A 24,526-nucleotide genomic window follows, 5' to 3' on the forward strand; every position below is an offset into this window, starting at 1 on the left:
TCGTAGGGGCTCGCGGCGGCTTAGGCTGGGCCGCGAGCATAACAATAAGAGCCTTAAAAATGCCTGAACGCAGCCGTGCCAGCAGCGCCCATATCAGCCCGTCCGCGCACTACACCGGTTACGTCTGGTACCGCCACCGCCTGGCCGAGCCGGCCTTCGTCACCGCCTTCGGCCGTTTCGTGCACAAGCTGTTGTGGCCCGTTACCTGGGGCGCACGGGTGGGCTTCGGCCTGGATATCGAGGCCTTCCTGCTGCAGCGCCACCTGCAGATCGATGCGCAGCTCACCGCCGCCATCGAGCAGGGCGGTGTGCGCCAGGTGGTGGAAATCGCCTGCGGCCTGTCGCCGCGCGGCCGGCGCTTCTGCGCGCGTTATCCGCAGCTGCGTTATGTCGAGGCGGACCTGCCGGCCATGGCCGCGCGCAAGCGCCTGCTGCTGCACGGCGAGGGCTGGCTGGGTGGCGAGCACCAGGTGCGCGCGGTGGATATCCTCGCCGAGCAGGGCCGTCACAGCCTGGCCGCGCTGTTCGCCGAGCTGGATCGCCGGCAGCCGGTGCTGGTGATCACCGAGGGGCTGGTCAACTACTTTCCGCTGGCGCTGATCGAAGGCTTCTGGAGCCGCCTGGCCATTGAGCTGCGCGGTTTCGCCGGCGCCACCTACCTGACCGAGCTGTACCCGGACCTGCGCGAGCATCCGCGCTATCGCCAGCTGCGCTGGGGCGTCGAGCTGATCGGCCGGCTGACCCGTGGCAGCTACCCGCTGCATTACCGCGATCATGGCGAGATAGTGGCGGGCTTCCAGCGTTGCGGTTTCGCCACGGTGCAGGTCTTCGACCCCAGCGCCGATGCGCTCAGCCTCGGCCTGCCGCCGGCGCGGGTGCCCGGGCTGGTGCGGGTGATTCAGGCGCAGGTGTAGGGCGGCCCGAGGGGCTTACCTAGCCCGGATTGCATCCGGGCTAGGCGCAGGCGGCTGCCGGCAGCGGAGCGGGGTGGATCAGCGCGGCCAGCGCCTGGCTGGCCGCGGCGTCGGTGTGCGGGAAGACGAAGGCCAGGCCCCGGGCGTCGCGGCGCAGCGGCAACAGCGGCTGCGCCGGCAGTTCGCCGGCCAGCAGCTGCCAGCCGCGGTCGGGCAGCTCGGGCGGCAGGTCGGCCTGCAGCAGGCCGCCGAAGAAGCCCAGCTCGCTCAGCTCCACCGGCCAACGCAGGCCGTCGGCATGGCGCAGCACGGCCTGGCGCTGGCGCGGCGCCAGGCGCGGTTCGCAGCGCTTGTCCAGGCTCAGCAGCCGCTCGCGCGGCAACCGCGTGCTGCCCGGGCTGCGGGCCGGCAGCGGGCGCTCGCCGAGGAAGGGGCGATAGAGCGCGGCGCAGGCCTCGCGCCGTTCGAACTGGGCGAGGTGGTCGGCCTGGTGCACCAGGGCGCATTCGCCCTGGGCGCAGGCCGCGGCGAAGTGGGCGTGCTCCCAGGGTTGGGTGAAATGGTCGTGTTCGCCGGCCAGCACCAGGGTCGGGCACTGCGGGTGGCGGGCAAAGCCCTGGAAGGCCAGCAGGCGCCGGCTGTTCTGCCGGTAGCGCTCGACTTCGGCCGGGCTCAGGCGCTGGATCTGCCGCAGCAGGGCCTTGCGAAATACCGGCGCGATGCCGGTGTCGTCCAGGTGCAGCGGGTTGAGCAGGCCGGTCAGCGCGCCCTGGGCGAATTCGCCGGCGCGGCCCTCGTCGAGCAGGGCCAGGCTCTCTTCCAGCAGCAGTCGCGCGCCGGGCCGGCCGAACGCGGTGATGCCGGCCAGCAGCAGGCGCGCGCAGCGCTGCGGATGGCGCGCGGCGAACAGTGCGGCCAGCGCCGAGCCGTAGGACAGGCCGATGGGCATCAGCGGCGGCAGCTGCAGTTGTTCGGCGAAGGCGGCGATCAGGTCGGCCAGCTGCTCCAGGCCCAGTTCCGGCGCCAGCTGCAGGTTGCCGCCCTGGCTGGGCAGGTCGAGCAGGATCACCGGGTGGGCGGCGAGCAGCTCGTCGACCTCGGCGGCGAAGGAGCGAAAGCTCTGGAAGGCGCCGCCGAGCAGCAGCACCGGCGCGCGGGCGTCCTGCTCGCGGCTCGAATAGGCCTGGTAGTGCAGGCGCCAGTCGCCGATGGCCAGGATCGCGGGCGGGCTGGCGAGCAGGGCGGCGCTGTAGTCGGTGCGGTAACGCATGGTATGCACTCCGGCGATTTTTCTTGTTCTCAAGCGGGCGGCACACTGCGCCGGCGCGATCTTGTCGGACAAAACCTGAGCTTGAAGGTAAACATTGCGCCGGTTTTTGTTTACCCAACCTTCGGGCGGCCTGTGCCGGCGGGTGTAACCGTCGCACCGCCAGGCCCGCTGCCAGGGGCCTGGCGGCGTTACCGAGGGGGCCGGGCGAACGGCTTGTCTACCGCTTACCGGACGCCGCTGGGCGCGGCCTCGCGAGCCCGCTATAATCAGCCCCTTTTTTCAACTGCCAGACCTCCGCCGCCATGACCGAGTCCGTGCACGCTTACATGACCCGCCTGGGCCAGGCCGCCCGCCAGGCTTCGCGGGTGCTCGCCCGGGCCAGCACCGCGCAGAAGAACCGCGCCCTGCAGGCCGCCGCCGCCGCCCTCGACGCCGCCCGCGCCGAGCTTTCCGCCGCCAACGAATTGGACCTGGCCGCCGGCCGCGCCAGTGGCCTGGAGCCGGCCATGCTCGACCGCCTGGCGCTGACGCCGGCGGTGATCGACGGCATGATCGAAGGCCTGCGCCAGGTGGCGACCCTGCCCGACCCGATCGGCGAGATCCGTGACATGCGCTACCTGCCGTCCGGCATCCAGGTCGGCAAGATGCGCGTACCGCTGGGGGTGATCGGCATCATCTACGAGTCGCGGCCCAATGTGACCATCGACGCCGCCAGCCTGTGCCTGAAGTCCGGCAATGCCACCATCCTGCGTGGCGGCTCGGAGGCGATCCACTCCAACCGCGCCATCGCCGCCTGCATCCAGCAGGGCCTGGCCGAGTCCGGTCTGCCGGCCGCCTGCGTGCAGGTGGTGGAAACCACCGACCGCGCCGCAGTGGGCGAGCTGATCGCCATGCCGGAATTCGTCGACGTGATCGTGCCGCGCGGCGGCAAGGGCCTGATCGAGCGCATCAGTCGTGATGCCAAGGTGCCGGTGATCAAGCATCTGGACGGCGTCTGCCACGTCTATGTCGATGTGGCTGCCGATCTCGACAAGGCCATTCGCGTCTGCGACAACGCCAAGACCCAGCGCTATTCGCCGTGCAACGCCATGGAAACCCTGCTGGTGCACAAGGATATCGCCGCCCGCGTGCTGCCGCCGCTGGCCGCCATCTACCGCGACAAGGGCGTCGAGCTGCGTGGCGACGCAGCCACCCGCGAGCTGCTCGGCAGCGACGTGCTGGTGGCCAGCGAGGACGACTGGTTCGCCGAGTACAACGCGCCGATCCTGGCGATTCGCGTCGTCGATTCGCTGGAGGGGGCCATCGAGCACATCAACCACTATGGCTCGCAGCATACCGACGCCATCATCACCGAGAACTTCAGCGATGCGCGGCGTTTTCTCACCGAGGTGGACTCCGCCTCGGTGATGGTCAACGCTTCGACCCGCTTTGCCGATGGTTTCGAGTACGGCCTGGGCGCGGAGATCGGCATCTCCACCGACAAGCTGCACGCCCGCGGTCCGGTCGGCCTGGAGGGCCTGACCAGCGAGAAGTACGTGGTCTTCGGCGACGGACATATTCGCACCTGATGGCCAAGCCTGACGACGCCCGGGGCAGCGCTGCCCGACGCATCGGCCTGCTCGGCGGCACCTTCAATCCGGTGCATATCGGCCACCTGCGCGCGGCGCTGGAGGTGACCGAGTTCATGGGCCTGGACGAGTTGCGCCTGGTGCCCAGCGCGCGCCCGCCGCATCGCCAGGCGCCGCAGGTGAGCGCCGAGCAGCGTCTGGCCATGGTCGAGCTGGCGGTGGCCGGCGAGCCGCGGCTCAAGGTCGACGACCGCGAGCTGAAGCGCGACAAGCCGTCGTACACGGTGGACACCCTGGAGTCGCTGCGTGGCGAGCTGGCCGCGCACGACCAGCTGTTTCTCCTGCTCGGCTGGGACGCCTTCTGCGGCCTGCCGAGCTGGCACCGTTGGCAGGAGTTGCTCGACCACTGCCACCTGCTGGTGCTGCAGCGGCCGGATGCCGACAGCGAGGCGCCGGAGGCGCTGCGCGACCTGCTGGCGGCGCGCAGCGTCAGCGACCCGCTGAGCCTGCAGGGGCCGGGCGGGCAGATCAGTTTCATCTGGCAGACCCCGCTGGCGGTGTCGGCCACGCAGATTCGCCAGTTGCTGGCGGCCGGCAAATCGGCGCGTTTTCTGCTGCCGGATGCAGTACTGGCCTATATCCAGGCGCAGGGTTTGTATTCTGCGCCGCATGCTTGAAGCGTCGCGCATGTGCGCAGGCGTCCCATTACACGAGGCAAACGAGTCATTTATGAAGAAGCACAGCATGCCCAGCGACGAGCTGGTCAAGATCGCCGTCGCGGCGCTGGAAGAGATCAAGGCGAGCGACATCACCGTGATCGACGTCAAGGACAAGACCAGCATCACCGATTTCATGGTGATCGCCAGCGGTAGCTCCAGCCGTCAGGTCAAGGCGCTGGTGGACAACGTCCTGGAAAAGGTCAAGGAGCGCGGCGTGCGCCCGATCGGCAGCGAAGGCCTGGACAGCGGCGAATGGGCCCTGCTCGACCTGGGCGACATCGTCGTCCACGTGATGCTGCCCACCGCGCGTCAGTTCTACGACCTCGAGCGCCTGTGGCAGGGCGCCGAGCAGAGCCGCGCCCAGCACTCGGCCGAGTAAGCGCGAACCGTGCGGATCAAGCTGATCGCCGTCGGCTCGCGCATGCCGCGCTGGGTCGAGGAGGGCTGGCAGGAGTACGTCAAGCGCCTGCCGGCCGAGTTGCCGCTGGAGCTGGTGGAAATCCCGCTGAACACGCGCGGCAAGAACGCCGACGTCGCCCGTCTGATCCGTCAGGAGGGCGAGGCGATGCTGAGCAAGGTGCAGCCGGGCGAACGCATTGTCACCCTCGAGGTCCATGGCAAGCCGTGGAGCACCGAGCAGTTGGCCGCCGAGCTGGACCGCTGGCGCCTGGATGCGCGCACCGTCAACCTCATGGTCGGCGGCCCGGAAGGGCTGGCGCCGGAGGTCTGCGCGCGCAGCGAGCAGCGCTGGTCGCTATCGCCGCTGACCCTGCCGCACCCGCTGGTGCGCATCCTGCTCGGCGAACAGATCTACCGGGCCTGGACCGTGCTGTCCGGCCATCCGTACCACAAGTGACCAAGTAAGCCACGATGCCGCAGCCGATTCGCCTCAAGGATCACGAAAAGGACGCCCGCCAGGTGCGCCGGCGCGTGCTGGTCGGCGGCGTCGCGATCCTGCTGCTGAGCGCCGTGCTGGTGGCGCGCATGTACTACCTGCAGGTGGTGCAGTACGAGCATCACACCACCCTGGCGGAGAACAACCGCATCCATGTGCAGCCGATTCCGCCGACCCGCGGGCTGATCTTCGACCGCAACGGCGTGATCATCGCCGACAACCGCCCCAGCTTCAGCCTCACCGTGACCCGCGAGCGCGCCGGCGACTGGCAGCAGGTGCTGGACGTGGTGGTCGAGGTGCTGGAGCTGTCGGCGGACGAGCGCGCCCTCTTCGAGAAGCGCGTGCGCCAGGGGCGGCGGCCGTTCGAGCCGGTGCCGATCCTGTTCGAGCTGTCCGAGGAGCAGATCGCCCGCATCGCGGTCAACCAGTTCCGCCTGCCCGGCGTCGAGGTGGCGGCGCAACTGGTACGCCACTACCCGCAGCGCGAGCATTTCGCCCATTCGGTGGGCTATGTCGGGCGGATCAACGAGCAGGAGCTCAAGCGCCTCGACCCCACCGACTATGCCGGCACCCACCATATCGGCAAGACCGGCATCGAACGGTTCTACGAGGACGAGCTGCACGGCGAGGTGGGGTACGAGGAAGTCGAGACCAACGCCCGCGGCCGGGTGCTGCGGGTGCTCAACCGCATCGACCCGAAGCCGGGCAAGGACATAGTGCTGAGCCTCGACGTGCGCCTGCAGGAGGCGGCCGAGCACGCCCTGGGTGGGCGCCGCGGCGCGGTGGTGGCGATCCAGCCGCAGACCGGCGAGGTGCTGGCGATGGTCAGCCAGCCCAGCTTCGACCCCAACCCCTTCGTCACCGGCATCAGCTTCAAGGCCTATGGCGAGCTGCGCGACTCCATCGACCAGCCGCTGTACAACCGCGTGCTGCGCGGCCTCTACCCGCCGGGTTCGACCATCAAGCCGATGGTGGCGGTGGCCGGCCTCGATGCCGGGGTGGTCACGCCCACCTCGCGGGTATTCGACCCGGGCTTCTACCAGTTGCCCAATCACAGCCACAAGTACCGCAACTGGAACCGCAGCGGCGACGGCTGGGTCGACCTGGAACTGGCCATCGCCCGCTCCAACGACACCTACTTCTACGACCTGGCGCACAAGATGGGCGTCGACCGCATGCATGCCTATATGAGCCGCTTCGGCCTGGGCCAGCGCGTGGCGCTGGACATGTTCGAGGAAACCGCCGGGCTGATGCCGTCGCGCGACTGGAAGCGCGCGCGCTACCGCCAGCCCTGGTACCCGGGCGAGACGCTGATCCTCGGCATCGGCCAGGGCTACATGCAGACCACGCCGCTGCAGCTGGCCCAGGCCACCGCGCTGATGGCCACCCGCGGCAAGTGGATTCGCCCGCACCTGGCCAAGAGCATCGATGGCGCGCTGCCGGTCGATTCCAACCCGCTGCCGGACATCGTCCTGCGCGACGCGAAGTTCTGGGACTATGGCATCCGCGGCATGGAGCAGGTGCTGCACGGCGCCCGCGGCACCGCGCGCAAGGTCGGCGACAGCTCGGTCTACCGCATCGCCGGCAAGAGCGGCACGGCCCAGGTGGTGGCGATCAAGCAGGGCGAAAAGTACGACCGCGAGAAGCTGCAGGAACGCCACCGCGACCACGCCCTGTTCGTCGCCTTCGCCCCGGCGCAGAACCCGCAGATCGCCGTGGCGGTGATGGTGGAGAACGGCGAGTCCGGTTCCGGCGTGGCGGCGCCGGTGGTCAAGCAGGTGATGGACGCCTGGCTGCTGGACGACGGCGGCCAGCTCAAGGCCGAATACGCACCGGCGCAGAGCGCCGAGGTCAGTCAACGATGATGAGCAATTTCGACCGTACCCTGTCCGACGAGGACGTGCTGCGCCGCCGGGCCGGCCTGTTGCAGCGTCTGCATATCGACGGCTGGCTGCTGCTGCTGTTGCTGATCCTCGGCGCCGGCAGCCTGTTCATCCTCTATTCGGCCAGCGGCAAGAACGTCGACCTGCTGCTCAAGCAGGCCACCTCGTTCGGCATCGGCCTGGCCGGCATGCTGGTGATCGCCCAGTTCGATCCGCGCTTCATGGCGCGCTGGGTGCCGCTGGCCTACCTGGGCGGCGTCGGCCTGCTGGTGGTGGTCGAGGTGATGGGCCACACCGCCATGGGCGCCACGCGCTGGATCAATATTCCCGGGGTGATCCGCTTCCAGCCCTCGGAAATCCTCAAGATCATCATGCCGATGACGGTCGCCTGGTACTTGGCCAAGCGCAGCCTGCCGCCGCGGCCCAAGCACGTGCTCGTCTGCCTGGCGATGATCGGCGTGCCCTTCGTGCTGATCCTCAAGCAGCCGGACCTGGGCACCTCGCTGCTGATCCTCGCCTCGGGCGCCTTCGTGGTGTTCATGGCCGGTCTGCAGTGGCGCTGGATCCTCGGCGCGGTGGCGGCGGTGGTGCCGATCGCGGTGGGCATGTGGTACTTCGTCATGCACGACTACCAGAAGCGCCGCGTGCTGACCTTCCTCAACCCGGAGAGCGATCCGCTGGGCTCGGGCTGGAACATCATCCAGTCCAAGGCGGCCATCGGCTCCGGCGGCGTGCTGGGCAAGGGTTGGCTGCTGGGCACCCAGTCGCACCTGGATTTTTTGCCGGAAAGCCATACGGACTTTATCATTGCCGTGCTCGCCGAAGAGTTCGGCCTGGTCGGCGTCTGCCTGCTGCTGCTGCTGTACCTGCTGCTGATCGCGCGCGGCCTGGTGATCACCGCCCAGGCGCAGACGCTGTTCGGCAAGCTGCTGGCGGGCGCGCTGACCATGACCTTCTTCGTCTATGTGTTCGTCAACATCGGCATGGTCAGCGGCCTGTTGCCGGTGGTGGGGGTGCCGCTGCCGTTCATTAGTTACGGCGGAACCCATCTGGTGACGCTACTGTCAGGTTTTGGGGTCTTGATGGCGATCCACACCCATAGAAAGTGGATCGCACAGGTTTGATTGGGGTAATGAATTCAATGCATCTACTGCGCGGCTGGGCAGCTCGAACGCTTTTGGGGATAGGCCTGGCGGGGGTATCCGGCGCCCAGGCACTGGCCGCCGATTACGACGGCTCGCCGCAGGTGGCCGAGTTCGTCGAGGAAATGACCCGCGACTACGGTTTCGCCAGCGAGCAACTGCTCGCTCTGTTCGCCGAGGTGGAGCGCAAGCAGGCGATTCTCGACGCCATCTCGCGCCCGGCGGAGAAGGTCAAGCCGTGGAAGGACTACCGGCCGATCTTTATCACCGACAAGCGCATCGCCCAGGGCGTCGACTTCTGGCGCCAGCACCAGGCCGCGCTGGACAAGGCCGAGGCCGAGTACGGCGTGCCGGCGCAGTTCATCGTCGCCATCATCGGCGTGGAAACCTTCTACGGCGGCAACACCGGCAGCTGGCGGGTGATGGACGCGCTGTCCACCCTGGCCTTCGACTACCCACCGCGCGCGCCCTTCTTCCGCAAGGAGCTGCGCGAATTCCTCATGCTGACCCGCGAGGAGCAGGTCGACCCGATCAGCCTCAAGGGCTCCTACGCCGGCGCCATGGGGCTGCCGCAGTTCATGCCGAGCAGCTTCCGCGCCTACGCGGTGGATTTCGATGGCGACGGCCATATCAATATCTGGAGCAACCCGACCGATGCCATCGGCAGCGTCGCCAGCTACTTCAAGCGCCACGGCTGGCAGGCCGGCGGCCAGGTGGCCAGTCGCGTCCAGGTCAGCGGCGCGCGCGTCGACGAGGGCCTGACCCAGGGCCTGGATCCGGTGAAGACGGTCGCCGAGCTGCGCGCACTGGGTTGGCAGGCGCAGGATCCGCTGGCCGACGACTTGCCGGTGACCGCGTTCCGCCTGGAGGGCGCCGAGGGCGACGAATACTGGTTCGGCCTGCCCAACTTCTTCACCATCACCCGTTACAACCGCAGCGTGATGTACGCCATGGCGGTCAACCAGCTTGCCGAACTCTTGGTCGACGCGCGGGGGCAGCGATGAACAGCTGCAAACTGCTGCCGCTGGCCGTCTGCGTGGCCGCCGCGCTGCTGCTGGCGAGCTGTTCGTCGAAGCGGGCGCCGCAAACCGTGGCGACGCCCAGCGCGCCGGCGGGGATTTCCGGGCCGGGCGACTTCAACCGCCCGCACAAGGACGGCGCGCCCTGGTGGGACGTCGACGTGTCGCGGATTCCCGACGCCATCCCCATGCCGCACTACGGGCCGGTCAAGGCCAGCCCCTACGTGGTGTTCGGCCAGCAGTACTACCCGATCCAGGACGCCCGTCGCTACCAGGCGGTGGGCCCGGCCTCCTGGTACGGCACCAAGTTCCACGGCCAGGCCACCGCCAACGGCGAGACCTACGACTTGTACGGCATGACCGCGGCGCACAAGACCCTGCCGCTGCCGAGCTACGTGCGGGTGACCAACCTGGAGAACGGCAAGACGGTGATCCTGCGGGTCAACGACCGCGGGCCGTTCTACTCCGACCGCATCATCGACCTGTCCTTCGCCGCGGCGAAGAAGCTCGGCTATGCCGAGAAGGGCACCGCGCGGGTCAAGGTCGAGGGCATCGACCCGCACGAGTGGTGGGCGCAGCAGGGCCGTCCGGTACCGCTGGTGCTGGCGGGCAGCCAGCCGGCCAAGGCCGCCGTGGCGCAGCCCGTGGCCCAGCCGCTGCCGCAGGTGCTCGAGCAGTATTCGCCGCCGCCGGCGCAGCACGCCGCGGCCGTGCTGCCGGTGCAGATCGACGCAAAAAAAAACGATTCACTCGCAGCCTCTGGCCTGTATCTCCAGGTGGCAGCCTTCGCCAATCCGGACGCTGCGGAGCTGCTCAAGGCCAAGCTGAGCCAGACGGTGAGTGCCCCGGTGTTCATCAGCTCAGTGGTGCGCGACCAGCAGATTCTCCATCGCGTACGCCTGGGTCCGATCGGCAGCCAGGGCGAGGCTGAGCAGCTGCAGAGCAGCGTGCGCCTGGCCAACCTGGGTCAGCCGACCCTGGTGCGTGCCGATTGATGGCACTTAACCGGCATTTGCCGGACTAACCCCAGGTCCGCCGCTTGCGGCGGATCGAGCGCAGGCCCTGCGGGGCCATTCAACACCCATGCAACGACTTTCGAGAGACGGATGAATATCACCAGCTTCGCGCAACGTGCTTCCCTGTTCCTGACCCTACTGGCCGCGCCGCTCGCCTGGGCCAGCCAGCAGCAGGTGATCCCGGCGCCGCCGCAACTGGCGGCGACCTCCTATGTGCTGATGGACGCCGCCAGCGGCAACGTGCTGGTGGAGAACAATGGCGACCAGCGCCTGCCGCCGGCCAGCCTGACCAAGCTGATGACCGCCTATATCGCCACCCTGGAGATCAATCGCGGCCAGATCAAGGAAAGCGACCTGGTGCGCATCAGCGAGAAGGCCTGGCGCATGGGCGGCTCGAAGATGTTCATCGAGGTGGGCAAGGAAGTCTCGGTCGACGACCTGCTGCACGGCATCATCATCCAGTCCGGCAACGACGCCAGCGTGGCCATCGCCGAGCATATCGCCGGCAGCGAAGAGGCCTTCGCCGACATGATGAACAGCCATGGCCAGCGCCTCGGCCTGACCAACAGCCACTTCATGAACTCCACCGGCTGGCCGGATCCGGAGCACTACTCCTCGGCCCACGACATGGCCAAGCTGGCCCGCGCCATCATCTTCGAGGACCAGGCCCACTACGCCATCTACGCGCAGAAGGAATTCCTCTGGAATGGCATCAAGCAGCCCAACCGCAACCTGCTGCTGTGGCGCGACAAGACCGTCGACGGCCTGAAGACCGGCCACACCGAAGAAGCCGGCTACTGCCTGGTCGCCTCCGCCGTGCGCGACGGCCAGCGCCTGATCGCCGCGGTGTTCGGCACCGTCAGCGAGCAGGCTCGCGCCGCCGAGGTGCAGAAACTGCTGACCTACGGCTTCCGCTTCTTCGAGACCCGCACCTTCTACCAGAAGGGCGCCGAACTGGCTCAGGCCGACGTGTGGAAGGGCGCCAGCCGCCAGGTCAAGGCCGGTCTGGCCGAGGACCTGACCCTGACCCTGCCCAAGGGCCAGCTGGAAAAACTGCAGGCCGGCATGACCCTCAACCCGCAGCTGATCGCCCCCATCCAGCAGGGCGACGTGATCGGCAAGGTCGAGGTCAAACTGGGCGAGCAGGTGGTGCACAGCGCCGATCTGGTGGCCCTGGAAGCCGTCGAGGAAGGTGGCCTGCTGCGCCGCCTGTGGGACAGCATCCGTCTGTTCTTCTTCGGCCTGTTCAACTGATAGCGCCCGGCCGCGCCAGCCCGGCGCGGCCCTTTTCCTGGACGGGCACAAGCCATGACCGATAGCGACGTTCAAGCCCCGAAAATCGAATTCCCCTGCGAGCGTTACCCGATCAAGGTGATCGGCACCGCCGGCGAGGGCTTCTCCGATCTGGTGATCGAAGTGATCCAGCGCCATGCGCCGGATCTGGATGCCTCCACCCTGGTGATGCGCGACAGCCGCAACGGCAACTTTCTCTCGGTGCAGGTGCTGATCACCGCCACCAGCGTCGAGCAGCTGCAGGCCATCCACCTCGACCTGCGCGCCACCGGCCGCGTGCATATGGTGCTCTAGTGCCCGAGCTCGTCGTTCGCCGTCTGGGGCTGGTGGACTATCAACCGACCCTGGAGGCCATGCGTCGACTGACCAGCGAGCGCGATGCGCAGACGCCGGATGAGATCTGGTTGCTGCAGCACCCCAAGGTGTTCACCCAGGGCCAGGCCGGCAAGGCCGAGCACCTGCTGGCGCCGGGCGACATCCCGGTGATCCAGGTCGAGCGCGGCGGCCAGGTCACCTACCACGGCCCCGGCCAGCTGGTGGCCTACCTGATGCTGGATCTGCGCCGCCTCGAGCTGGGCGTGCGCGAGCTGGTCACCGCCATGGAGCAGAGCCTGGTGGACGTGCTGGCCGGCTACGGCATCGCGGCGGCGCCTAAGGCCGACGCGCCGGGTGTGTACGTGGCCGGCGACAAGATCGCCTCGCTGGGCCTGCGGGTCAGCCGCGGTTGCTCCTTCCACGGCCTGGCGCTGAACGTCGACATGGACATGACGCCCTTCCTGCGCATCAACCCCTGCGGCTACGCCGGGCTGAAGATGGTGCAGATGCGCGACCTGCTCGCCGCGCCACCTGCGCTCGACGAGGTGGCGCAGCGCCTGGAGCAGGCGCTGCGCCATAGATTGGGATATTCCTAGGTCGCGCGTTCACCGAAAAATCCGCCCTCGAGCCAGTGGTGTGCACGGCGCACCCTGCTCTGAGCAACGAAAAAGGGACGCCGAGGCGTCCCTTTCGTTTGTCGTGAAGAGCTGGCTCAGTTCAGATTCAGCGCCGGAATCAGGCTGCTATCGACTTCCTGCCCAGGCACCGGAACCGGCGCGGCCAGACCCAGGTTGTTCTTCTCGAACACCCGGTCGGCGCGGTAGCTGGAGCGCACCAGCGGGCCGGCGGCGACTTCCATGAAGCCTTTCGCCAGGCCGATATCGCGGAACCGATTGAATTCCTCGGGGCTGACCCAGCGCTGCACCTTCAGGTGGTTGCGCGTCGGCTGCAGGTACTGGCCGAGGGTGAGGATGTCCACGCCGATGGCGCGCAGGTCGTCCATGGTCTGGATGACTTCTTCGTCGCTCTCGCCCAGGCCGAGCATCAGGCTGGTCTTGGTCAGCACGTCCGGACGGTGGCGCTTGGCGTGGGCCAGCACGCCCAGGGTCTTCTCGTAGCCGGCGCGCGGGTCGCGCACCACGTGGGTCAGGCGCTTGACCGTCTCGACGTTCTGCGCGAATACCTCCAGGCCCGAGTCCACCACCTTCTCGATGGCCGACAGGTCGCCGTCGAAATCGGGGGTCAGGGCTTCCACCACCACCTGCGGGGTATTGTCCTTTATCGCCCGCACGCAGGCGGCGTAGTGGCTGGCGCCGCCGTCGTCGAGGTCGTCGCGGTCTACCGAGGTCAGCACGATATAGCGCAGCGCCATCAGCTCCACCGACTTGGCGGTGTTCTGCGGCTCTTCCAGGTCCAGCCAGCCGTTCGGGTTGCCGGTGTCCACCGCGCAGAAGCGGCAGGCGCGGGTGCAGACCGAGCCCATCAGCATGATGGTGGCGGTACCGTTGGACCAGCACTCGCCCATGTTCGGGCAGTGCGATTCCTGGCACACGGTGCTCAGGCGATGTTCGCCGACGTTGCGCTTGACCGCCTCGAAGCGGCTGCCGCCGGGCGCCTTGACCCGCAGCCACTTGGGCTTGGGCTCGAACACCTGGGGCTCGGCCGAGGCGCGGCGCTTCTGGCCATCCTTGATCGCGGTGATGCCCTGAGCGGTGCGGAATTTGTCGCCGCTGGCAACGGGTTTGGGCGAGGATGTGTCTGACATCGGAAATCTGGACTCCGGTAGAGGCTCCGTAGGCGGGGGCTTGTGGCCGCCGCGCAGTCTACCACAGATGGCCTTGGTCAAACCCTGACCGGCGATCCGCGACCCCCAGGGTGCAACAGGCGCCCCCTGGGGAGCTCGGCTCAGCGGCCGCGCAACTGCTTGAGCAGTTCCTCGTTGGGGTAGCCGTCCGCCGGCCAGTTCAGCTGCAGCTGCAGGGCGCGGATCGCCTTGCGCGTATTGGCGCCGATGATGCCGTCGGCCGGACCCGGGTCGAAACCGTTCATCGCCAGCAGTTCCTGCAGCTCGATGCGCTCGCTGCGGCCCAGCTGGCGTTCGCCGCGCGGCCAGCTGCCCTGGACTTCGGTGGGGCGCAGCAGGTTGTCGGCGAGCAGGCCGATGGCCAGGGCGTAGGAGGTGGAATTGTTGTACTTGAGGATGCTGCGGAAGTTGTCCAGCAGCAGGAAGGCCGGGCCGCGATGGCCGGCGGGTAGCAGCAGGTTGGCGCGGGCGCTGGCAGCGGCGCCGGTCGGGGCGATCGGGCGGACGCCGAGTTCGGCCCATTCGGCCAGGCTGCGGCGCTGCTCCGGGTCGGCCAGGGCGTAGTCGAAGCCGGCCGGCAGGCGCACCTCGAAGCCCCAGGGCTGACCGCGCTGCCAGCCCGAGGCCTGCAGGTAGTGGGCGGCGGAGGCCAGGGCGTCGCTCGAGGAATTCCACAGATCGCGCTTGCCGTCGCCGTCGAAGTCCACCGCGTGCTGGTTGTAGGTGGTCGGCATGAACTGGGTCTGGCCCATGGCGCCGGCCCAGGAGCCGATCATGCGCTCGCCGGCGATGTCGCCGTGCTGCAGGATCTGCAGGGCGGCCAGCAGCTGGCTGCGCCAGAAGCCCTGGCGGCGTCCCTCGAAGGCCAGGGTGGCGAGGGAGCGGATCACGCTGTGGCTACCGATATTGCTGCCGAAGTTGCTCTCCAGGCCCCAGATCGCCACCAGCACCTGGGCTTCGACGCCATATTGCCGCTCGATGCGTTGCAGCACGGCGTTGTGCTGGGCCAGCAGCACGCGGCCGCGGCCGATGCGGCTGGCGGACACCGCGCCGTCGAGGTATTCCCACACCGGGCGGGTGAATTCCGGCTGGCTGCTGTCGGCCTTGAGCACGGCCGGGTCGGGGCTGATGGCGGCGAATACGCGGTCGAACAGGGCGGCGTCGATGCCGGCGGCCAGCGCTTCGTCGCGCAGGGCCTGGCGCCATTCGGCGAAGCTCGGCGCGGGCTGCGCGATCGGCTCGGCCGGGATCGGGGCGAGCATGGCGCTGGCGTTGCTCGTGGTGGGCAGGTTCTCGGCCGGTGCCTGGGCACAGGCGGTCAGCAGGAGCAGGGGCAGCAGGTGCATGGCCGTGGCCAGAGCACGGCGCGGGAAATGGTGCGACATGTCTATCTCGAAGCGTTTTGCAGGCGGCTACCTTAGCATGCCGACGCCGCGAACAGGGCCATCGACGCATTTTCCCGGCCCATAAAGCAAGAAGCCTCCCAGTTGTGCTGGGAGGCTTCGCGGCGGTAGCTGCCTTTGCCTTTCTGCGGTCGTTCCTGGCGGGAACGGAACAGGGGCTGGGCGACGATGGATTTGGCCTGGTTGGGCCGCTTTGCGGCTTTCTTGCTCATGCGGGTTCCTCTGCAGACCTGCGTGGATGCAGGCGTGGCGGACTATGCGCCGCTGTACAGAAAATGTCCAGGCAGGGTGCTAGTCGAGGCGCAGGCGCTGGCCGGCCAGTTGCAGGGTCAGCAGCGCCAGGTTGCTCCACGGGTCGCCGGCGGCCTGGCCCTTGATCTGTGCATCGATCTGCTGGGCCTGCTGCAGCAACTGGCCCCAGCGTTTGCTGCTGTGCCGCTGCAGGGCTTTGGAAACCAGCGGGCGGCGCTTGTCCCACACCGGCGGGCGGGCGCTGGCGAAGGCCTTGTCGAGCGGGATGCCCTGGCTCTGCTGGTGGGCGATGCCGGCCAGCAGGCGAATCTCGCGCGCCAGCGCCCAGAGGATCACCGGGGTTTCCACGCCTTCGCCGCGCAGCCCTTCGAGCATGCGCAGGGCGTGCGCCGCATCGCCGGCCAGGGCGCAGTCGATCAGGCCGAAGACGTCGAAACGGGCACTATCGGCCACCGCCGCCTGCACCGTCTCGGCGTCGACCTGATTGCCTTCGGCGAGCAGCTTGAGTTTCTCCACTTCCTGGGCGGCGGCCAGCAGGTTGCCTTCCACCCGGGCGGCGATCATCTCCACCGCATCGGCGCTGGCGCTGAGGCCCGCCTGGGCCAGGCGCTGGCGAATCCATTGCGGCAGCTGGTTGGCGTCCACCGGCCAGATCTGCACGAACTGGCTCACCTGGCCGTCGATCAGCGCCTTGGCCCACTTGGATTTCTGCGTGCTGCCGTCGAGCTTGGGCAGGTTCAGCAGCAGCACGGTGTCTTCCGGCGGCCGGGCGAGGTATTCGAGCAGGGCGGCCGTGCCCTTGTCGCCAGGCTTGCCGGACGGCAGGCGCAGTTCCAGCAGGCGCTTTTCGGCGAACAGCGACAGGCTGGCGCCGGCCTGCAGCAGGTTGCCCCAGTCGAAGTTGGCTTCGGCGTTGAACACCTGACGTTCGGCGAAGCCCTGCTGGCGGCAGGCGTTGCGGATGGCGTCGGCGGCCTCCTGGCACAGCAGCGGCTCGTCGCCGCTGACCGCGTAGACGGGCGCGAGCGAACCTTGCAGGTGTTTGCCGAGTTGCGCGGGGGCAAGCTTCATCGCGGTGATGTCATCGGAGGCGGGGAGGGCGTCGGGCCGCGGCGGCGGCCCGGGGGCCTTACTGGATCGGCAGTTCGATCGGCGACTGCTGCGGGGCGACCTCGGCCTCGCGTGCCCGGCGCGCGGCTTCCAGCGCTTCGGCCTCGGCCTTGGCGCGCGCCTCGGCGGTCTGCTGCAGCTGATCGAGCTGGGCCGGGGTGATCTGCTGCAGGTTCTGCGCCAGTTGCTGGATCAGCTCGCGACGCAGTTCGTTGCGCAGCTGGGCGGCCTCCTGGTCCGAACCGGTCAGGTTGTTGTCGTCCTGCTGGTAGTAGTTCTGCACCTCGACGCGGTTGCTGGTCAGCAGCAGGTTCTGCGCGCCGCGGATCTGGTACTCCAGGGCCATGACCAGTTCGTACTCGGCGGTACGGGCGCCGCTGGTGTAGCTGGCGCTGCGGCGGTTTTCGCTCTCGTTGCTCAGCACCAGGGTGTAGGGCGCGCCGGCGTAGACCTTGACGTCGTTGCTCTCGAGTACGTCGCGCAGTTGCTGCACGGTTTCGCCGTAGGCGTTGCGCGCGGTGACGTTGAGTTCCTTGAGGGCGAACTGTACGTCGCCGGTGCCACGCAGCTGGAAGCCGCACGCGCTGAGCAGGGCGGCCAGGCCGACGATCAGCAGATTCCGTTTCATCATTATCAAATCCCCTTGGCGGTTCCCGGCGCCGTGCGGCAATGGCGCCGAGCTTAATCAGTTGGCGACTATGTTGACCAGCTTGCCCGGCACGACTATGACCTTGCGAATCGCCAGGCCTTCGGTGAAACGCAGGACGTTGTCGTTGCTGCGGGCGGCGGCCTCGACTTCCTCGCGGCTGGCGTCGGCCGCAACGATGATCTCGCCGCGCAGCTTGCCGTTGACCTGCACCACCAGGGTCAGGCTGTCCTGCACCAGGGCGGACTCATCGACCTGCGGCCACTGCGCGTCGATCACCGCATCGGCATGACCCAGGCGCTGCCACAGCTCGTGGCTGATGTGCGGGGTGATCGGCGCCAGCAGCAGGACGACGGTCTCCAGGCCTTCGTGCAGCAGCGCGCGATCCTGTTCGCTCGCGGTGGCGGCTTTTTCCAGCACGTTCATCAGGGTCATCACCTGGGCGACGGCGGTGTTGAACTTGTGGTGCTGGCCGATATCGTTGCTGGCCTGCTTGATCGCCAGGTGGATGGCGCGGCGCACGGCCTTCTGCTCGTCGCTCAGCGCCGCGATATCCAGCTGGCCCGGCAGGCCGGCAGCGACATGGCTGTGGGCCAGGCGCCAGACGCGGCGCAGGAAGCGGTTGGCGCCCTCGATGCCGGAGTCGGACCATTCGCAGCTCATGTCGGGCGGCGAAGCGAACATCATGAACAGGCGGCAGGTGTCGGCGCCGTAGGCGTCGATCATCGCCTGCGGGTCGACGCCGTTGTTCTTCGACTTGGACATCTTCTCGGTGCCGCCGATTTCCACCGGCAAACCGTCGGACTTGAGGCGGGCACCTATGACCTTGGCCTTGGCATCGCGTTCGACTTCCACGTCGGCCGGGTTGAACCAGTCCTTGCCGCCGTTTTCCAGGGTGCGGTAGTAAGTCTCGGCGACCACCATGCCCTGGGTCAGCAGGTTCTTGAACGGCTCGTTGGACGACACCAGGCCCTCGTCGCGCATCAGCTTGTGGAAGAAGCGCGCATAGAGCAGGTGCAGGATGGCGTGCTCGATGCCGCCGATGTACTGATCCACCGGCAGCCAGTGGTTGGCGGCGGCCGGGTCGACCATGCCCTGGGTGTAGCTCGGCGAGGCGTAGCGCGCGTAGTACCAGGAGCTTTCCACGAAGGTGTCCATGGTGTCGGTTTCGCGCTTGGCCGGCGCGCCGCATTTCGGGCAGCTGCACTGATAGAACTCGGGCATTTTGGCCAGCGGGCTGCCGGCGCCGTCCGGCACCACGTCTTCGGGCAGCACCACCGGCAACTGGTCTTCCGGCACCGGCACGTCGCCGCAGCTGTTGCAGTGGATGATCGGGATCGGGCAGCCCCAGTAGCGCTGGCGGCTGATACCCCAGTCGCGCAGGCGGAACTGGGTCTTGCGCGCGCCGTGCTCGCTGGCTTCCAGGTCGCCGACGATGGCGTCGAAGGCGGCGCTGAAGTCCAGGCCATCGTACTTGCCGGAATTGATGGTGGTCAGGCCGGCCTTGTCGCCGTACCAGTCCTGCCAGGTGCTGGCGTCGTAGTCCTTGCCCTCGCCGGCATAGACCTGCGTGATCGGCAGGTCGTACTTGTTGGCGAATTCGAAGTCGCGCTCGTCATGCGCCGGCACGGCCATTACCGCGCCTTCGCCGTAGCCCCACAGCACGTAGTTGGCGACGAATACCGGCAGTTTGTCGCCGGTCAGCGGGTGGATGACGAACTGGCCGGTGGCCAGGCCCTTCTTTTCCATGGTGGCCATGTCGGCCTCGGCCACGGAACCGGCCTTGCATTCGGCGATAAAGGCGGCGATCTGCGGGTTGCCTGCGGCAGCACGCTGGGCCAGCGGGTGTTCGGCGGCCACGGCGACGTAGGTGGCGCCCATCAGGGTGTCGGGGCGGGTCGAGTAGACCTTCAGTTGGCCGTCGATGCCGATGCTGGCGACATCGTAGTCGAACACGATGTCGGCACCGAAGCTCTTGCCGATCCAGTTGCGCTGCATGGTCTTGACCTGCTCGGGCCAGCCATCCAGTTCGTCCAGGCTGCTCAGCAGCTCTTCGGCATAGGCGGTGATCTTGAAGTAGTACATCGGGATTTCGCGCTTCTCGATCAGCGCGCCCGAACGCCAGCCACGGCCGTCGATGACCTGCTCGTTGGCCAGTACGGTCTGGTCCACCGGGTCCCAGTTGACGGTACCGTTCTTGCGGTAGATCACGCCCTTTTCGAACAGGCGGGTGAACAGCCACTGTTCCCAGCGGTAATAGTCCGGCTTGCAGGTGGTGACTTCGCGCGTCCAGTCGATGGCCAGACCCAGCGATTTGAGCTGGGACTTCATGTAGGCGATGTTCTCGTACGTCCATTTGGCCGGCGCCACCTGGTTCTTCATCGCGGCGTTTTCCGCCGGCATGCCGAAGGCGTCCCAGCCCATCGGCTGCAGCACGTTCTTGCCCTGCATGCGCTGGTAGCGCGCGATCACGTCACCGATGGTGTAGTTGCGCACGTGCCCCATGTGTAGCTTGCCGCTGGGGTAGGGGAACATCGACAGGCAGTAGAAGGTGTCCTTGCCGGGCTGTTCGCTGACGACGAAGGATTTCTGCGCGTCCCAGTGGGACTGCGCGGCGGCTTCTATTTCACGGGGCGAGTACTGTTCGTGCATGGCTCTGGCGCTGGCAAAGGGGCTTTAGAGGCTGCCTGCGATCTCCTGGCTGTCGGCCATAGGGCGTTGGAAGCGCCCTCGAATGCTCATTTACCACTCGTAAACTGCGCTTTCTCGGCCACTTCCGCCTTGTCTGGCTCTAATCCAGAAGATCGTAAACAGGCTCTTACGGAAAGCGCCGTAGCATACATGAGCGCCGTCTGCCGAGGGAAACCCAGATTGCACGGCGCGCGCCGTTTGTCGCGGCGTCCGGCTGCTTGCGGGGCCTTCGCTAAGCTTTGCTTATGGGCCGCGGGTGTCGGGCCTCGCGAGGTGTTGGATGGGTGAACTGCGGCAAGTGGAGCGGGGCGGCGGCCTGTACGAGCGGCTATTGCAACGCCTTGCCCTGGCGCTTGAGGAAGCCGAGACCGCCAGTCGCCTGCACGCCGAGCCGATGCGCGAGCTGGAGCTGGACGGCCTGAGCCCTGCCGAGCTGGAACTGATCCGCGCCTACCTCAATCGCGACCTGCACTGGCTGCGCGGCTGGCATGCCGCCGCCGAGGAACTGGCGCTGATCCAGCGTCAGCCGCTGCGAGTCGGCAAGGCCGCCGGCGTTCGCCCGGTGGCCAAGGCCAAACCACTGCTCAAGCGGCGTCAGGCGCTGTGTTGCGCGCTGTGCGGCACGCCGGTGAGCTGGCAGCGCGGTCAGGATGCCCAGGCCTGTCAGTCCTGTGGCTCGAAGCTGTTTCGCAGCGGCAATCCTCGCTAGGCTTGGGCACCCTGGAGGTGCCCATGCCGATTCGTTACATCCTCAAACAACTGCTGATGCCGCCCGGCGTGCTGGTGCTGCTCATCGTGCTCGCCTGGTGGTTGCGCCGGCGCTTTCCGCGGCTGGCTGGCGCCTGCTTCGTCCTCGGCTGCGGCGGCCTGTGGCTGATGAGCCTGCCGCTCGTGGTGGAGTGGAGCGCGCGTCAGCTGGAGCGCGAGCCGGCGCTGAGCGCGGCGCAGTGGCCGGCGCTGGCGCAGCGCGCCGATGCCATCGTGATTCTCGGCGCCGGGCGCGAGCAGAACGATCCGGCCTGGGGCGGCGGCGACCAGCCCAGCACCCTGGCGCTCGAGCGGCTGCGCTACGCCGCGCGCCTGGCACGGGCCTCGGGCTTGCCGCTGGCGACCAGCGGCGGCCTGCACTACGGTCAGCCGCCCAGCGAGGCGGCGCTGATGGCCGAGACCCTGGCCAGCGACTACGGCCAGCCGGTGCGCTGGCTGGAGCCGCGCAGCCGCACCACCTGGGAGAACGCCCGCTTCAGTGCCGAGCTGCTGCAGCCGCAGGGTGTGCGCCGGGTGGTGCTGGTAACCCAGGCCTGGCATATGCCGCGGGCGCGCTGGTGCTTCGAGCAGGCCGGCTTCGAGGTGATCGTGGCGCCCATGGGCTTTCTCGGCGGCGGCAGCGCCAGGCCGCTGGGCGGCTGGCTGCCGGAGGCCAAGGCGGTGTGGCAGAGCGGCCAGTTGCTCAACGAGGCGCTGGGCTTACTGCTCTATCCGCTGGCCTATGGGCGTCGGTGAGCGCGGCGCCTATTTCACCGCCTTGAGCACCACGAATTTGGGCGTCGCCGCCACCTGTTCGACGCCGCGGAACAGCCGTCCCAGCTTGGCGTGGTAGCCCAGGTGGCGGTTGCCGACTATCCACAGCTCGCCGCCTTTGACCAGCGCGGCGCGGGCCTGCTGGAACATGCGCCAGGCGAGAAAGTCGCCGACCACCTGCTGCTGGTGGAAGGGCGGGTTGCACAGCACCAGGTCCAGCGACTCGGCCGGCTGCTCGGCCAGGCCGTCGCCGGCGCGGATCTCCACCGGCCGCTCGCCCAGGGCCGCCCGCCAGTTGTCCTTCGCCGACTGCACGGCCATATAGGACTCGTCCACCAGGCACAGCTCCGCTTGCGGGCTGTGCAGCGCGTAGGCGATGCCGAGCACGCCGTTGCCGCAGCCCAGATCCGCCACGCGCAGGCGACCGAGGTGGCGCGGCAGGTGCGGCAGGAAGGCGCGGGTGCCGATGTCCAGGCCCTCGCGGCAGAACAGATTGGCATGGTTGAGCAGCTCGATGGCCGGGTTGTCCAACCGGTAACGCGTCGGGTAGGGCGATGCGGGCGCCGCCTTCGGCTCGGGTGTGGCCAGCAGCAGACGGGCCTTCTTCAGCGCCAGCGAGGCCTGTACCGGGCCGATGTATCGTTCCAGCAGATCGCCGGCGGCGCGCGGCAGGTGCTTGACCATGGCGCCGGCCACCACCCGTGCGCCGGGGGCGAGTTGGCCGTGCAGGCGGATCAGCTGTTCCTCCAGCAGGGCCAGGGTCTTGGGCACGCGGATCAGCACCCAGTCGAACGGCCCCTGCGGCGTGTCGCTGGCCGGCACGAAGGTCACGGCGTCGCTGGCCAGGCCGTTGCGCGCCAGGTTGTTGTCCAGGGCGATACGGCCCAGGTGCGAGTCGCCGCTGCTGGTCAGCCGGCACTGCCCGGCCAGCGAGCAGGCCAGGGCGCCGAAGCCGTCGTTGAGCAGTAGCACCGCGTCGCTCGCGCCCAGGCCCTGCTCGTGCAGGTGCTTGAGCAGGTACTCGTCGGCGGCGTCGAAGGCCTGCAGCGGTTCGTTCGGCTGATGCGGCTGGCGCAGCAGATCGAGCTGGGCGAAGGGGGTGTCGAGAATAGGCATGGAAACCGTCGGTGTTTGTCGCGCCCGCTTTGCGCGAGACTGCAGGGGAGTTGAGCAAAGGGGGAAGTATGACCGTCAGCGAAGAGAAGTTCACCCGCCAGGTCCTGACCGAGGTGCGTGTCTGGTCGCCCAGTCTGTTCAGCCTGCGCTGCACCCGCGACGCGGGGTTCCGCTTCCGTGCCGGACAGTTCGTCCGCCTCGGCGTGCGCAAGGCCAGCGGCTGCATCGTCTGGCGTGCCTATTCGATGGTGTCGGCGCCGCACGACGACTATCTGGAATTCTTCTCCATCGTCGTGCCCGGCGGCGAGTTCACCAGCGAGCTGAGCGGCCTTGCGCCCGGCGACGAGCTGCTGGTGGAGAAGCAGGCCACCGGCTTTCTCACCCTCGACCGCTTCGCCGATGGCCGCGACCTCTGGTTGATCGGCACCGGCACCGGGCTGGCGCCCTTCCTGTCGATCCTGCAGGACCTGGAGGTCTGGCAGCGCTTCGAGCGTATCGTCCTGGTGTACAGCGCCCGCGATCGCGGCGAGCTGGCCTATCAGGAGCTGATCGCCGATCTGCCGCGGCGCGAGTGGCTGGAGGGGGCGGGGCACAAGCTGCAGTACCTGCCGGTGGTCACCCGCGAGCAGGTGCCCGGGGCACTTCATGCGCGGGTCACCAGCCTGATCGAGAGCGGCGAGCTGGAACGTGCCGCCGGCCTGAAGCTTGCGCCCGAGCACTCGCGCATCATGCTCTGCGGCAACCCGCAGATGATCGAGGACACCCGCGCCGTGCTCAGGGCGCGCAACCTGAACCTGGCGCTGACCCGCCGCCCCGGCCAGGTGGCGGTGGAGAACTACTGGTAGTTCACTCCTCGCGGATCGCCTTGATGCGGTGCTCCCAGCGGCGCTTGGCGAAGCGGCGCATATTGGGGATGTCGTCGGTCTCGTCGAGGATCGGCTTGCCGATGATGGTCTCCATGATGTCTTCCAGGGTCACCAGGCCGCGCCAGCTGCCGAACTCGTCGTACACCAGGCACATGTGCTGGCGTTCCTGCATCAGCTGGGTCATCAGGTTTTCCACGTTCATGCTTTCCGGCACCACCTTGAGCGGCTTCATGATGCTGGTCACCGGTGCGGTGTCGTCCTCGGCGGCCAGGGCGTCGTAGCGGAACACCACGCCCAGTGGCGCTTCGTCTGCGCCTATCACCGGGTAGCGGGAGAACTGGCTCTGCTTGACCCGCGCCTTGAAGGCGCCGATCGAGTCGTCCGGGTCCGCCGATTCGCAGACGATGCGCGGGGTCATGATGTCGCGCAGCTTGATCTCGTGCAGGTCGAGGATATTGCTGATCACCCGCTGCTCGTCTTCGTCGAGCTTGCCCAGTTCGCGGCCGAGCAGGGTCAGCGCCTTGATCTCCTGGCGAATGTCGTGCTCCGGCTCCTTGCCGCCGAACAGGCGCATGATCAGGTCGGACATAACGATGAACGGCTTGAGCAGCAGGATCATGGCGCCCAGCAGGCTCGGCAGGAAGGGCGCCAGGGCACGCCAGTAGCGGGCGCCGATGGTCTTCGGCAGGATTTCCGAGAGCACCAGGATCAGCAGGGTCATGATCGCCGAGGCGGCGCCGAGATAGCCGTCGCCGAAGACGATGGTCACCTGCGCGCCGACACCTGTGGCGCCCACGGTATGGGCCACGGTGTTCAGCGTGAGGATGGCGGCCAGCGGCTGGTCGATCTTGTCTTTGAGCTCTTTCAGCCGCTCGTACAGCTTGGGGCGATCGACCTTCTGCTGGGCGATATAGCTGGGCGTCAGGGAAAGCAGGGCGGCTTCGAGGATGGAACAGATGAACGAAACCAGGATGGAGAGGACAGCGAACGCTATCAGGAGTGTCATGTGGGGGAGTTGGCGGCAAATGGCCCTTCAATCTATAGGAAACCAGGCCGGAGCGGCGGGACGACGATTGGCAAGCT

General features: G+C 67.8%; 23 protein-coding genes and 1 pseudogene. 15 read left to right on the forward strand and 9 right to left on the reverse strand.

Features of this window, described 5'->3' with window-relative positions:
- Nucleotides 1–59: 59 nt before the first annotated feature.
- The gene (locus ACIGFL_RS16235; protein WP_397497860.1) at nucleotides 60–914 is read left to right on the forward strand and encodes a class I SAM-dependent methyltransferase; all 855 of its coding nucleotides are present in this window, start codon (nucleotides 60–62) and stop codon (nucleotides 912–914) included.
- Nucleotides 915–954: 40 nt separating this feature from the next.
- Here ACIGFL_RS16235 and ACIGFL_RS16240 read toward each other — a convergent pair whose 3' ends face one another.
- Nucleotides 955–2,184 (reverse strand): alpha/beta fold hydrolase, encoded by a 1,230-nt coding sequence (locus ACIGFL_RS16240; protein WP_397497861.1) that lies wholly within the window; start codon nucleotides 2,182–2,184, stop codon nucleotides 955–957.
- 302 nt (nucleotides 2,185–2,486) lie between these two features.
- Here ACIGFL_RS16240 and ACIGFL_RS16245 point away from each other — a divergent pair, with 302 nt between their 5' ends.
- The 11 genes from ACIGFL_RS16245 to lipB all read left to right on the forward strand — a co-directional run bounded on the left by ACIGFL_RS16245 (nucleotide 2,487) and on the right by lipB (nucleotide 12,630).
- Nucleotides 2,487–3,752, forward strand: a complete 1,266-nt coding sequence (locus tag ACIGFL_RS16245; protein WP_397497862.1) for a glutamate-5-semialdehyde dehydrogenase — start codon at nucleotides 2,487–2,489, stop codon at nucleotides 3,750–3,752.
- Nucleotides 3,752–4,429, forward strand: coding sequence for a nicotinate-nucleotide adenylyltransferase (gene nadD / locus ACIGFL_RS16250; protein ID WP_122108943.1), 678 nt, complete (start codon nucleotides 3,752–3,754; stop codon nucleotides 4,427–4,429). Before ACIGFL_RS16245 ends, nadD begins: the two co-directional genes overlap by 1 nt.
- Nucleotides 4,430–4,496: 67 nt before the next feature.
- The gene (gene rsfS / locus ACIGFL_RS16255; RefSeq protein WP_031302530.1) at nucleotides 4,497–4,850 is read left to right on the forward strand and encodes a ribosome silencing factor; all 354 of its coding nucleotides are present in this window, start codon (nucleotides 4,497–4,499) and stop codon (nucleotides 4,848–4,850) included.
- A 9-nt stretch (nucleotides 4,851–4,859) separates the two neighbouring features.
- Nucleotides 4,860–5,327 carry a 23S rRNA (pseudouridine(1915)-N(3))-methyltransferase RlmH gene (gene rlmH, locus ACIGFL_RS16260; protein WP_021441823.1) on the forward strand — a complete coding sequence of 156 codons (468 nt, stop codon included), beginning with the start codon at nucleotides 4,860–4,862 and terminating at the stop codon, nucleotides 5,325–5,327.
- A 14-nt stretch (nucleotides 5,328–5,341) separates the two neighbouring features.
- Entirely contained in the window at nucleotides 5,342–7,231 is a 1,890-nt protein-coding gene (gene mrdA / locus ACIGFL_RS16265; RefSeq protein WP_021441824.1) for a penicillin-binding protein 2, read from the forward strand.
- A gap of 38 nt (nucleotides 7,232–7,269) precedes the next feature.
- Entirely contained in the window at nucleotides 7,270–8,373 is a 1,104-nt protein-coding gene (rodA, locus tag ACIGFL_RS16270; RefSeq protein WP_177342862.1) for a rod shape-determining protein RodA, read from the forward strand.
- Between the two features lie 17 nt (nucleotides 8,374–8,390).
- On the forward strand, nucleotides 8,391–9,395 hold the full coding sequence (gene mltB, locus ACIGFL_RS16275) for a lytic murein transglycosylase B (RefSeq protein WP_397497999.1): 1,005 nt from the start codon (nucleotides 8,391–8,393) through the stop codon (nucleotides 9,393–9,395).
- Entirely contained in the window at nucleotides 9,392–10,405 is a 1,014-nt protein-coding gene (locus tag ACIGFL_RS16280; protein ID WP_021441827.1) for a septal ring lytic transglycosylase RlpA family protein, read from the forward strand. Before mltB ends, ACIGFL_RS16280 begins: the two co-directional genes overlap by 4 nt.
- 111 nt (nucleotides 10,406–10,516) lie before the next feature.
- Nucleotides 10,517–11,680, forward strand: coding sequence for a D-alanyl-D-alanine carboxypeptidase family protein (locus ACIGFL_RS16285; protein ID WP_021441828.1), 1,164 nt, complete (start codon nucleotides 10,517–10,519; stop codon nucleotides 11,678–11,680).
- Nucleotides 11,681–11,734: 54 nt separating this feature from the next.
- Nucleotides 11,735–12,013, forward strand: a complete 279-nt coding sequence (locus ACIGFL_RS16290; protein ID WP_397497863.1) for a DUF493 domain-containing protein — start codon at nucleotides 11,735–11,737, stop codon at nucleotides 12,011–12,013.
- Nucleotides 12,013–12,630, forward strand: a complete 618-nt coding sequence (gene lipB / locus ACIGFL_RS16295) for a lipoyl(octanoyl) transferase LipB (RefSeq protein ID WP_021441830.1) — start codon at nucleotides 12,013–12,015, stop codon at nucleotides 12,628–12,630. The genes ACIGFL_RS16290 and lipB overlap by 1 nt, the downstream gene beginning before the upstream one ends.
- 116 nt (nucleotides 12,631–12,746) lie before the next feature.
- Here the strand turns inward: lipB and lipA are convergent, their stop codons facing one another.
- The 6 genes and pseudogenes from lipA to leuS form a co-directional block, all read right to left on the reverse strand.
- On the reverse strand, nucleotides 12,747–13,799 hold the full coding sequence (gene lipA / locus ACIGFL_RS16300) for a lipoyl synthase (RefSeq protein WP_021441831.1): 1,053 nt from the start codon (nucleotides 13,797–13,799) through the stop codon (nucleotides 12,747–12,749).
- Nucleotides 13,800–13,939: 140 nt separating this feature from the next.
- Nucleotides 13,940–15,223 carry a lytic murein transglycosylase gene (locus tag ACIGFL_RS16305; protein WP_397497864.1) on the reverse strand — a complete coding sequence of 428 codons (1,284 nt, stop codon included), beginning with the start codon at nucleotides 15,221–15,223 and terminating at the stop codon, nucleotides 13,940–13,942.
- An 80-nt stretch (nucleotides 15,224–15,303) separates the two neighbouring features.
- Nucleotides 15,304–15,453, reverse strand: a pseudogene (gene arfA, locus ACIGFL_RS16310) (alternative ribosome rescue factor ArfA); the annotation flags it as partial.
- A gap of 79 nt (nucleotides 15,454–15,532) precedes the next feature.
- Nucleotides 15,533–16,564, reverse strand: a complete 1,032-nt coding sequence (holA, locus tag ACIGFL_RS16315; protein WP_397497865.1) for a DNA polymerase III subunit delta — start codon at nucleotides 16,562–16,564, stop codon at nucleotides 15,533–15,535.
- A 58-nt stretch (nucleotides 16,565–16,622) separates the two neighbouring features.
- Nucleotides 16,623–17,234 carry an LPS assembly lipoprotein LptE gene (gene lptE / locus ACIGFL_RS16320; RefSeq protein WP_397497866.1) on the reverse strand — a complete coding sequence of 204 codons (612 nt, stop codon included), beginning with the start codon at nucleotides 17,232–17,234 and terminating at the stop codon, nucleotides 16,623–16,625.
- Between the two features lie 54 nt (nucleotides 17,235–17,288).
- Nucleotides 17,289–19,901: a leucine--tRNA ligase gene (gene leuS / locus ACIGFL_RS16325; RefSeq protein ID WP_397497867.1), complete on the reverse strand. Its 2,613-nt coding sequence runs from the start codon at nucleotides 19,899–19,901 to the stop codon at nucleotides 17,289–17,291.
- 319 nt (nucleotides 19,902–20,220) lie between these two features.
- Between leuS and ACIGFL_RS16330 the strand changes: the two genes are divergently transcribed.
- Both ACIGFL_RS16330 and ACIGFL_RS16335 read left to right on the forward strand, forming a co-directional pair.
- Entirely contained in the window at nucleotides 20,221–20,649 is a 429-nt protein-coding gene (locus ACIGFL_RS16330; protein ID WP_122108952.1) for a hypothetical protein, read from the forward strand.
- A 23-nt stretch (nucleotides 20,650–20,672) separates the two neighbouring features.
- Nucleotides 20,673–21,443 carry a YdcF family protein gene (locus ACIGFL_RS16335; RefSeq protein WP_397497868.1) on the forward strand — a complete coding sequence of 257 codons (771 nt, stop codon included), beginning with the start codon at nucleotides 20,673–20,675 and terminating at the stop codon, nucleotides 21,441–21,443.
- A gap of 9 nt (nucleotides 21,444–21,452) precedes the next feature.
- On the opposite strand, the gene ACIGFL_RS16340 is transcribed toward ACIGFL_RS16335, so the two are convergent.
- The gene (locus ACIGFL_RS16340; protein ID WP_397497869.1) at nucleotides 21,453–22,577 is read right to left on the reverse strand and encodes a methyltransferase; all 1,125 of its coding nucleotides are present in this window, start codon (nucleotides 22,575–22,577) and stop codon (nucleotides 21,453–21,455) included.
- A 68-nt stretch (nucleotides 22,578–22,645) separates the two neighbouring features.
- Here ACIGFL_RS16340 and ACIGFL_RS16345 point away from each other — a divergent pair, with 68 nt between their 5' ends.
- Entirely contained in the window at nucleotides 22,646–23,422 is a 777-nt protein-coding gene (locus tag ACIGFL_RS16345) for a ferredoxin--NADP reductase (RefSeq protein WP_397497870.1), read from the forward strand.
- Between the two features lies 1 nt (nucleotide 23,423).
- Here ACIGFL_RS16345 and ACIGFL_RS16350 read toward each other — a convergent pair whose 3' ends face one another.
- Nucleotides 23,424–24,449 carry a CNNM domain-containing protein gene (locus ACIGFL_RS16350; RefSeq protein ID WP_021445306.1) on the reverse strand — a complete coding sequence of 342 codons (1,026 nt, stop codon included), beginning with the start codon at nucleotides 24,447–24,449 and terminating at the stop codon, nucleotides 23,424–23,426.
- Between the last annotated feature and the right edge of the window lie 77 nt (nucleotides 24,450–24,526).

The organism is Pseudomonas sp. NPDC077649, assembly GCF_044542855.1.
GTDB lineage: Bacteria > Pseudomonadota > Gammaproteobacteria > Pseudomonadales > Pseudomonadaceae > Aquipseudomonas.

Bases quoted from the DNA above. Each gene is read 5' to 3' on its own strand.
- holA (WP_397497865.1), bottom strand. From the start codon at position 16,564: ATGAAGCTTGCCCCCGCGCAACTCGGCAAACACCTGCAAGGTTCGCTC.
- lipA (WP_021441831.1), bottom strand. From the start codon at position 13,799: ATGTCAGACACATCCTCGCCCAAACCCGTTGCCAGCGGCGACAAATTC.
- ACIGFL_RS16350 (WP_021445306.1), bottom strand. From the start codon at position 24,449: ATGACACTCCTGATAGCGTTCGCTGTCCTCTCCATCCTGGTTTCGTTC.
- mrdA (WP_021441824.1), top strand. From the start codon at position 5,342: ATGCCGCAGCCGATTCGCCTCAAGGATCACGAAAAGGACGCCCGCCAG.
- ACIGFL_RS16245 (WP_397497862.1), top strand. From the start codon at position 2,487: ATGACCGAGTCCGTGCACGCTTACATGACCCGCCTGGGCCAGGCCGCC.
- ACIGFL_RS16335 (WP_397497868.1), top strand. From the start codon at position 20,673: ATGCCGATTCGTTACATCCTCAAACAACTGCTGATGCCGCCCGGCGTG.
- rsfS (WP_031302530.1), top strand. From the start codon at position 4,497: ATGCCCAGCGACGAGCTGGTCAAGATCGCCGTCGCGGCGCTGGAAGAG.
- ACIGFL_RS16340 (WP_397497869.1), bottom strand. From the start codon at position 22,577: ATGCCTATTCTCGACACCCCCTTCGCCCAGCTCGATCTGCTGCGCCAG.
- nadD (WP_122108943.1), top strand. From the start codon at position 3,752: ATGGCCAAGCCTGACGACGCCCGGGGCAGCGCTGCCCGACGCATCGGC.
- ACIGFL_RS16305 (WP_397497864.1), bottom strand. From the start codon at position 15,223: ATGTCGCACCATTTCCCGCGCCGTGCTCTGGCCACGGCCATGCACCTG.
- ACIGFL_RS16330 (WP_122108952.1), top strand. From the start codon at position 20,221: ATGGGTGAACTGCGGCAAGTGGAGCGGGGCGGCGGCCTGTACGAGCGG.
- ACIGFL_RS16345 (WP_397497870.1), top strand. From the start codon at position 22,646: ATGACCGTCAGCGAAGAGAAGTTCACCCGCCAGGTCCTGACCGAGGTG.
- lptE (WP_397497866.1), bottom strand. From the start codon at position 17,234: ATGATGAAACGGAATCTGCTGATCGTCGGCCTGGCCGCCCTGCTCAGC.
- leuS (WP_397497867.1), bottom strand. From the start codon at position 19,901: ATGCACGAACAGTACTCGCCCCGTGAAATAGAAGCCGCCGCGCAGTCC.
- ACIGFL_RS16240 (WP_397497861.1), bottom strand. From the start codon at position 2,184: ATGCGTTACCGCACCGACTACAGCGCCGCCCTGCTCGCCAGCCCGCCC.
- ACIGFL_RS16285 (WP_021441828.1), top strand. From the start codon at position 10,517: ATGAATATCACCAGCTTCGCGCAACGTGCTTCCCTGTTCCTGACCCTA.
- ACIGFL_RS16235 (WP_397497860.1), top strand. From the start codon at position 60: ATGCCTGAACGCAGCCGTGCCAGCAGCGCCCATATCAGCCCGTCCGCG.
- ACIGFL_RS16290 (WP_397497863.1), top strand. From the start codon at position 11,735: ATGACCGATAGCGACGTTCAAGCCCCGAAAATCGAATTCCCCTGCGAG.
- ACIGFL_RS16280 (WP_021441827.1), top strand. From the start codon at position 9,392: ATGAACAGCTGCAAACTGCTGCCGCTGGCCGTCTGCGTGGCCGCCGCG.
- mltB (WP_397497999.1), top strand. From the start codon at position 8,391: ATGCATCTACTGCGCGGCTGGGCAGCTCGAACGCTTTTGGGGATAGGC.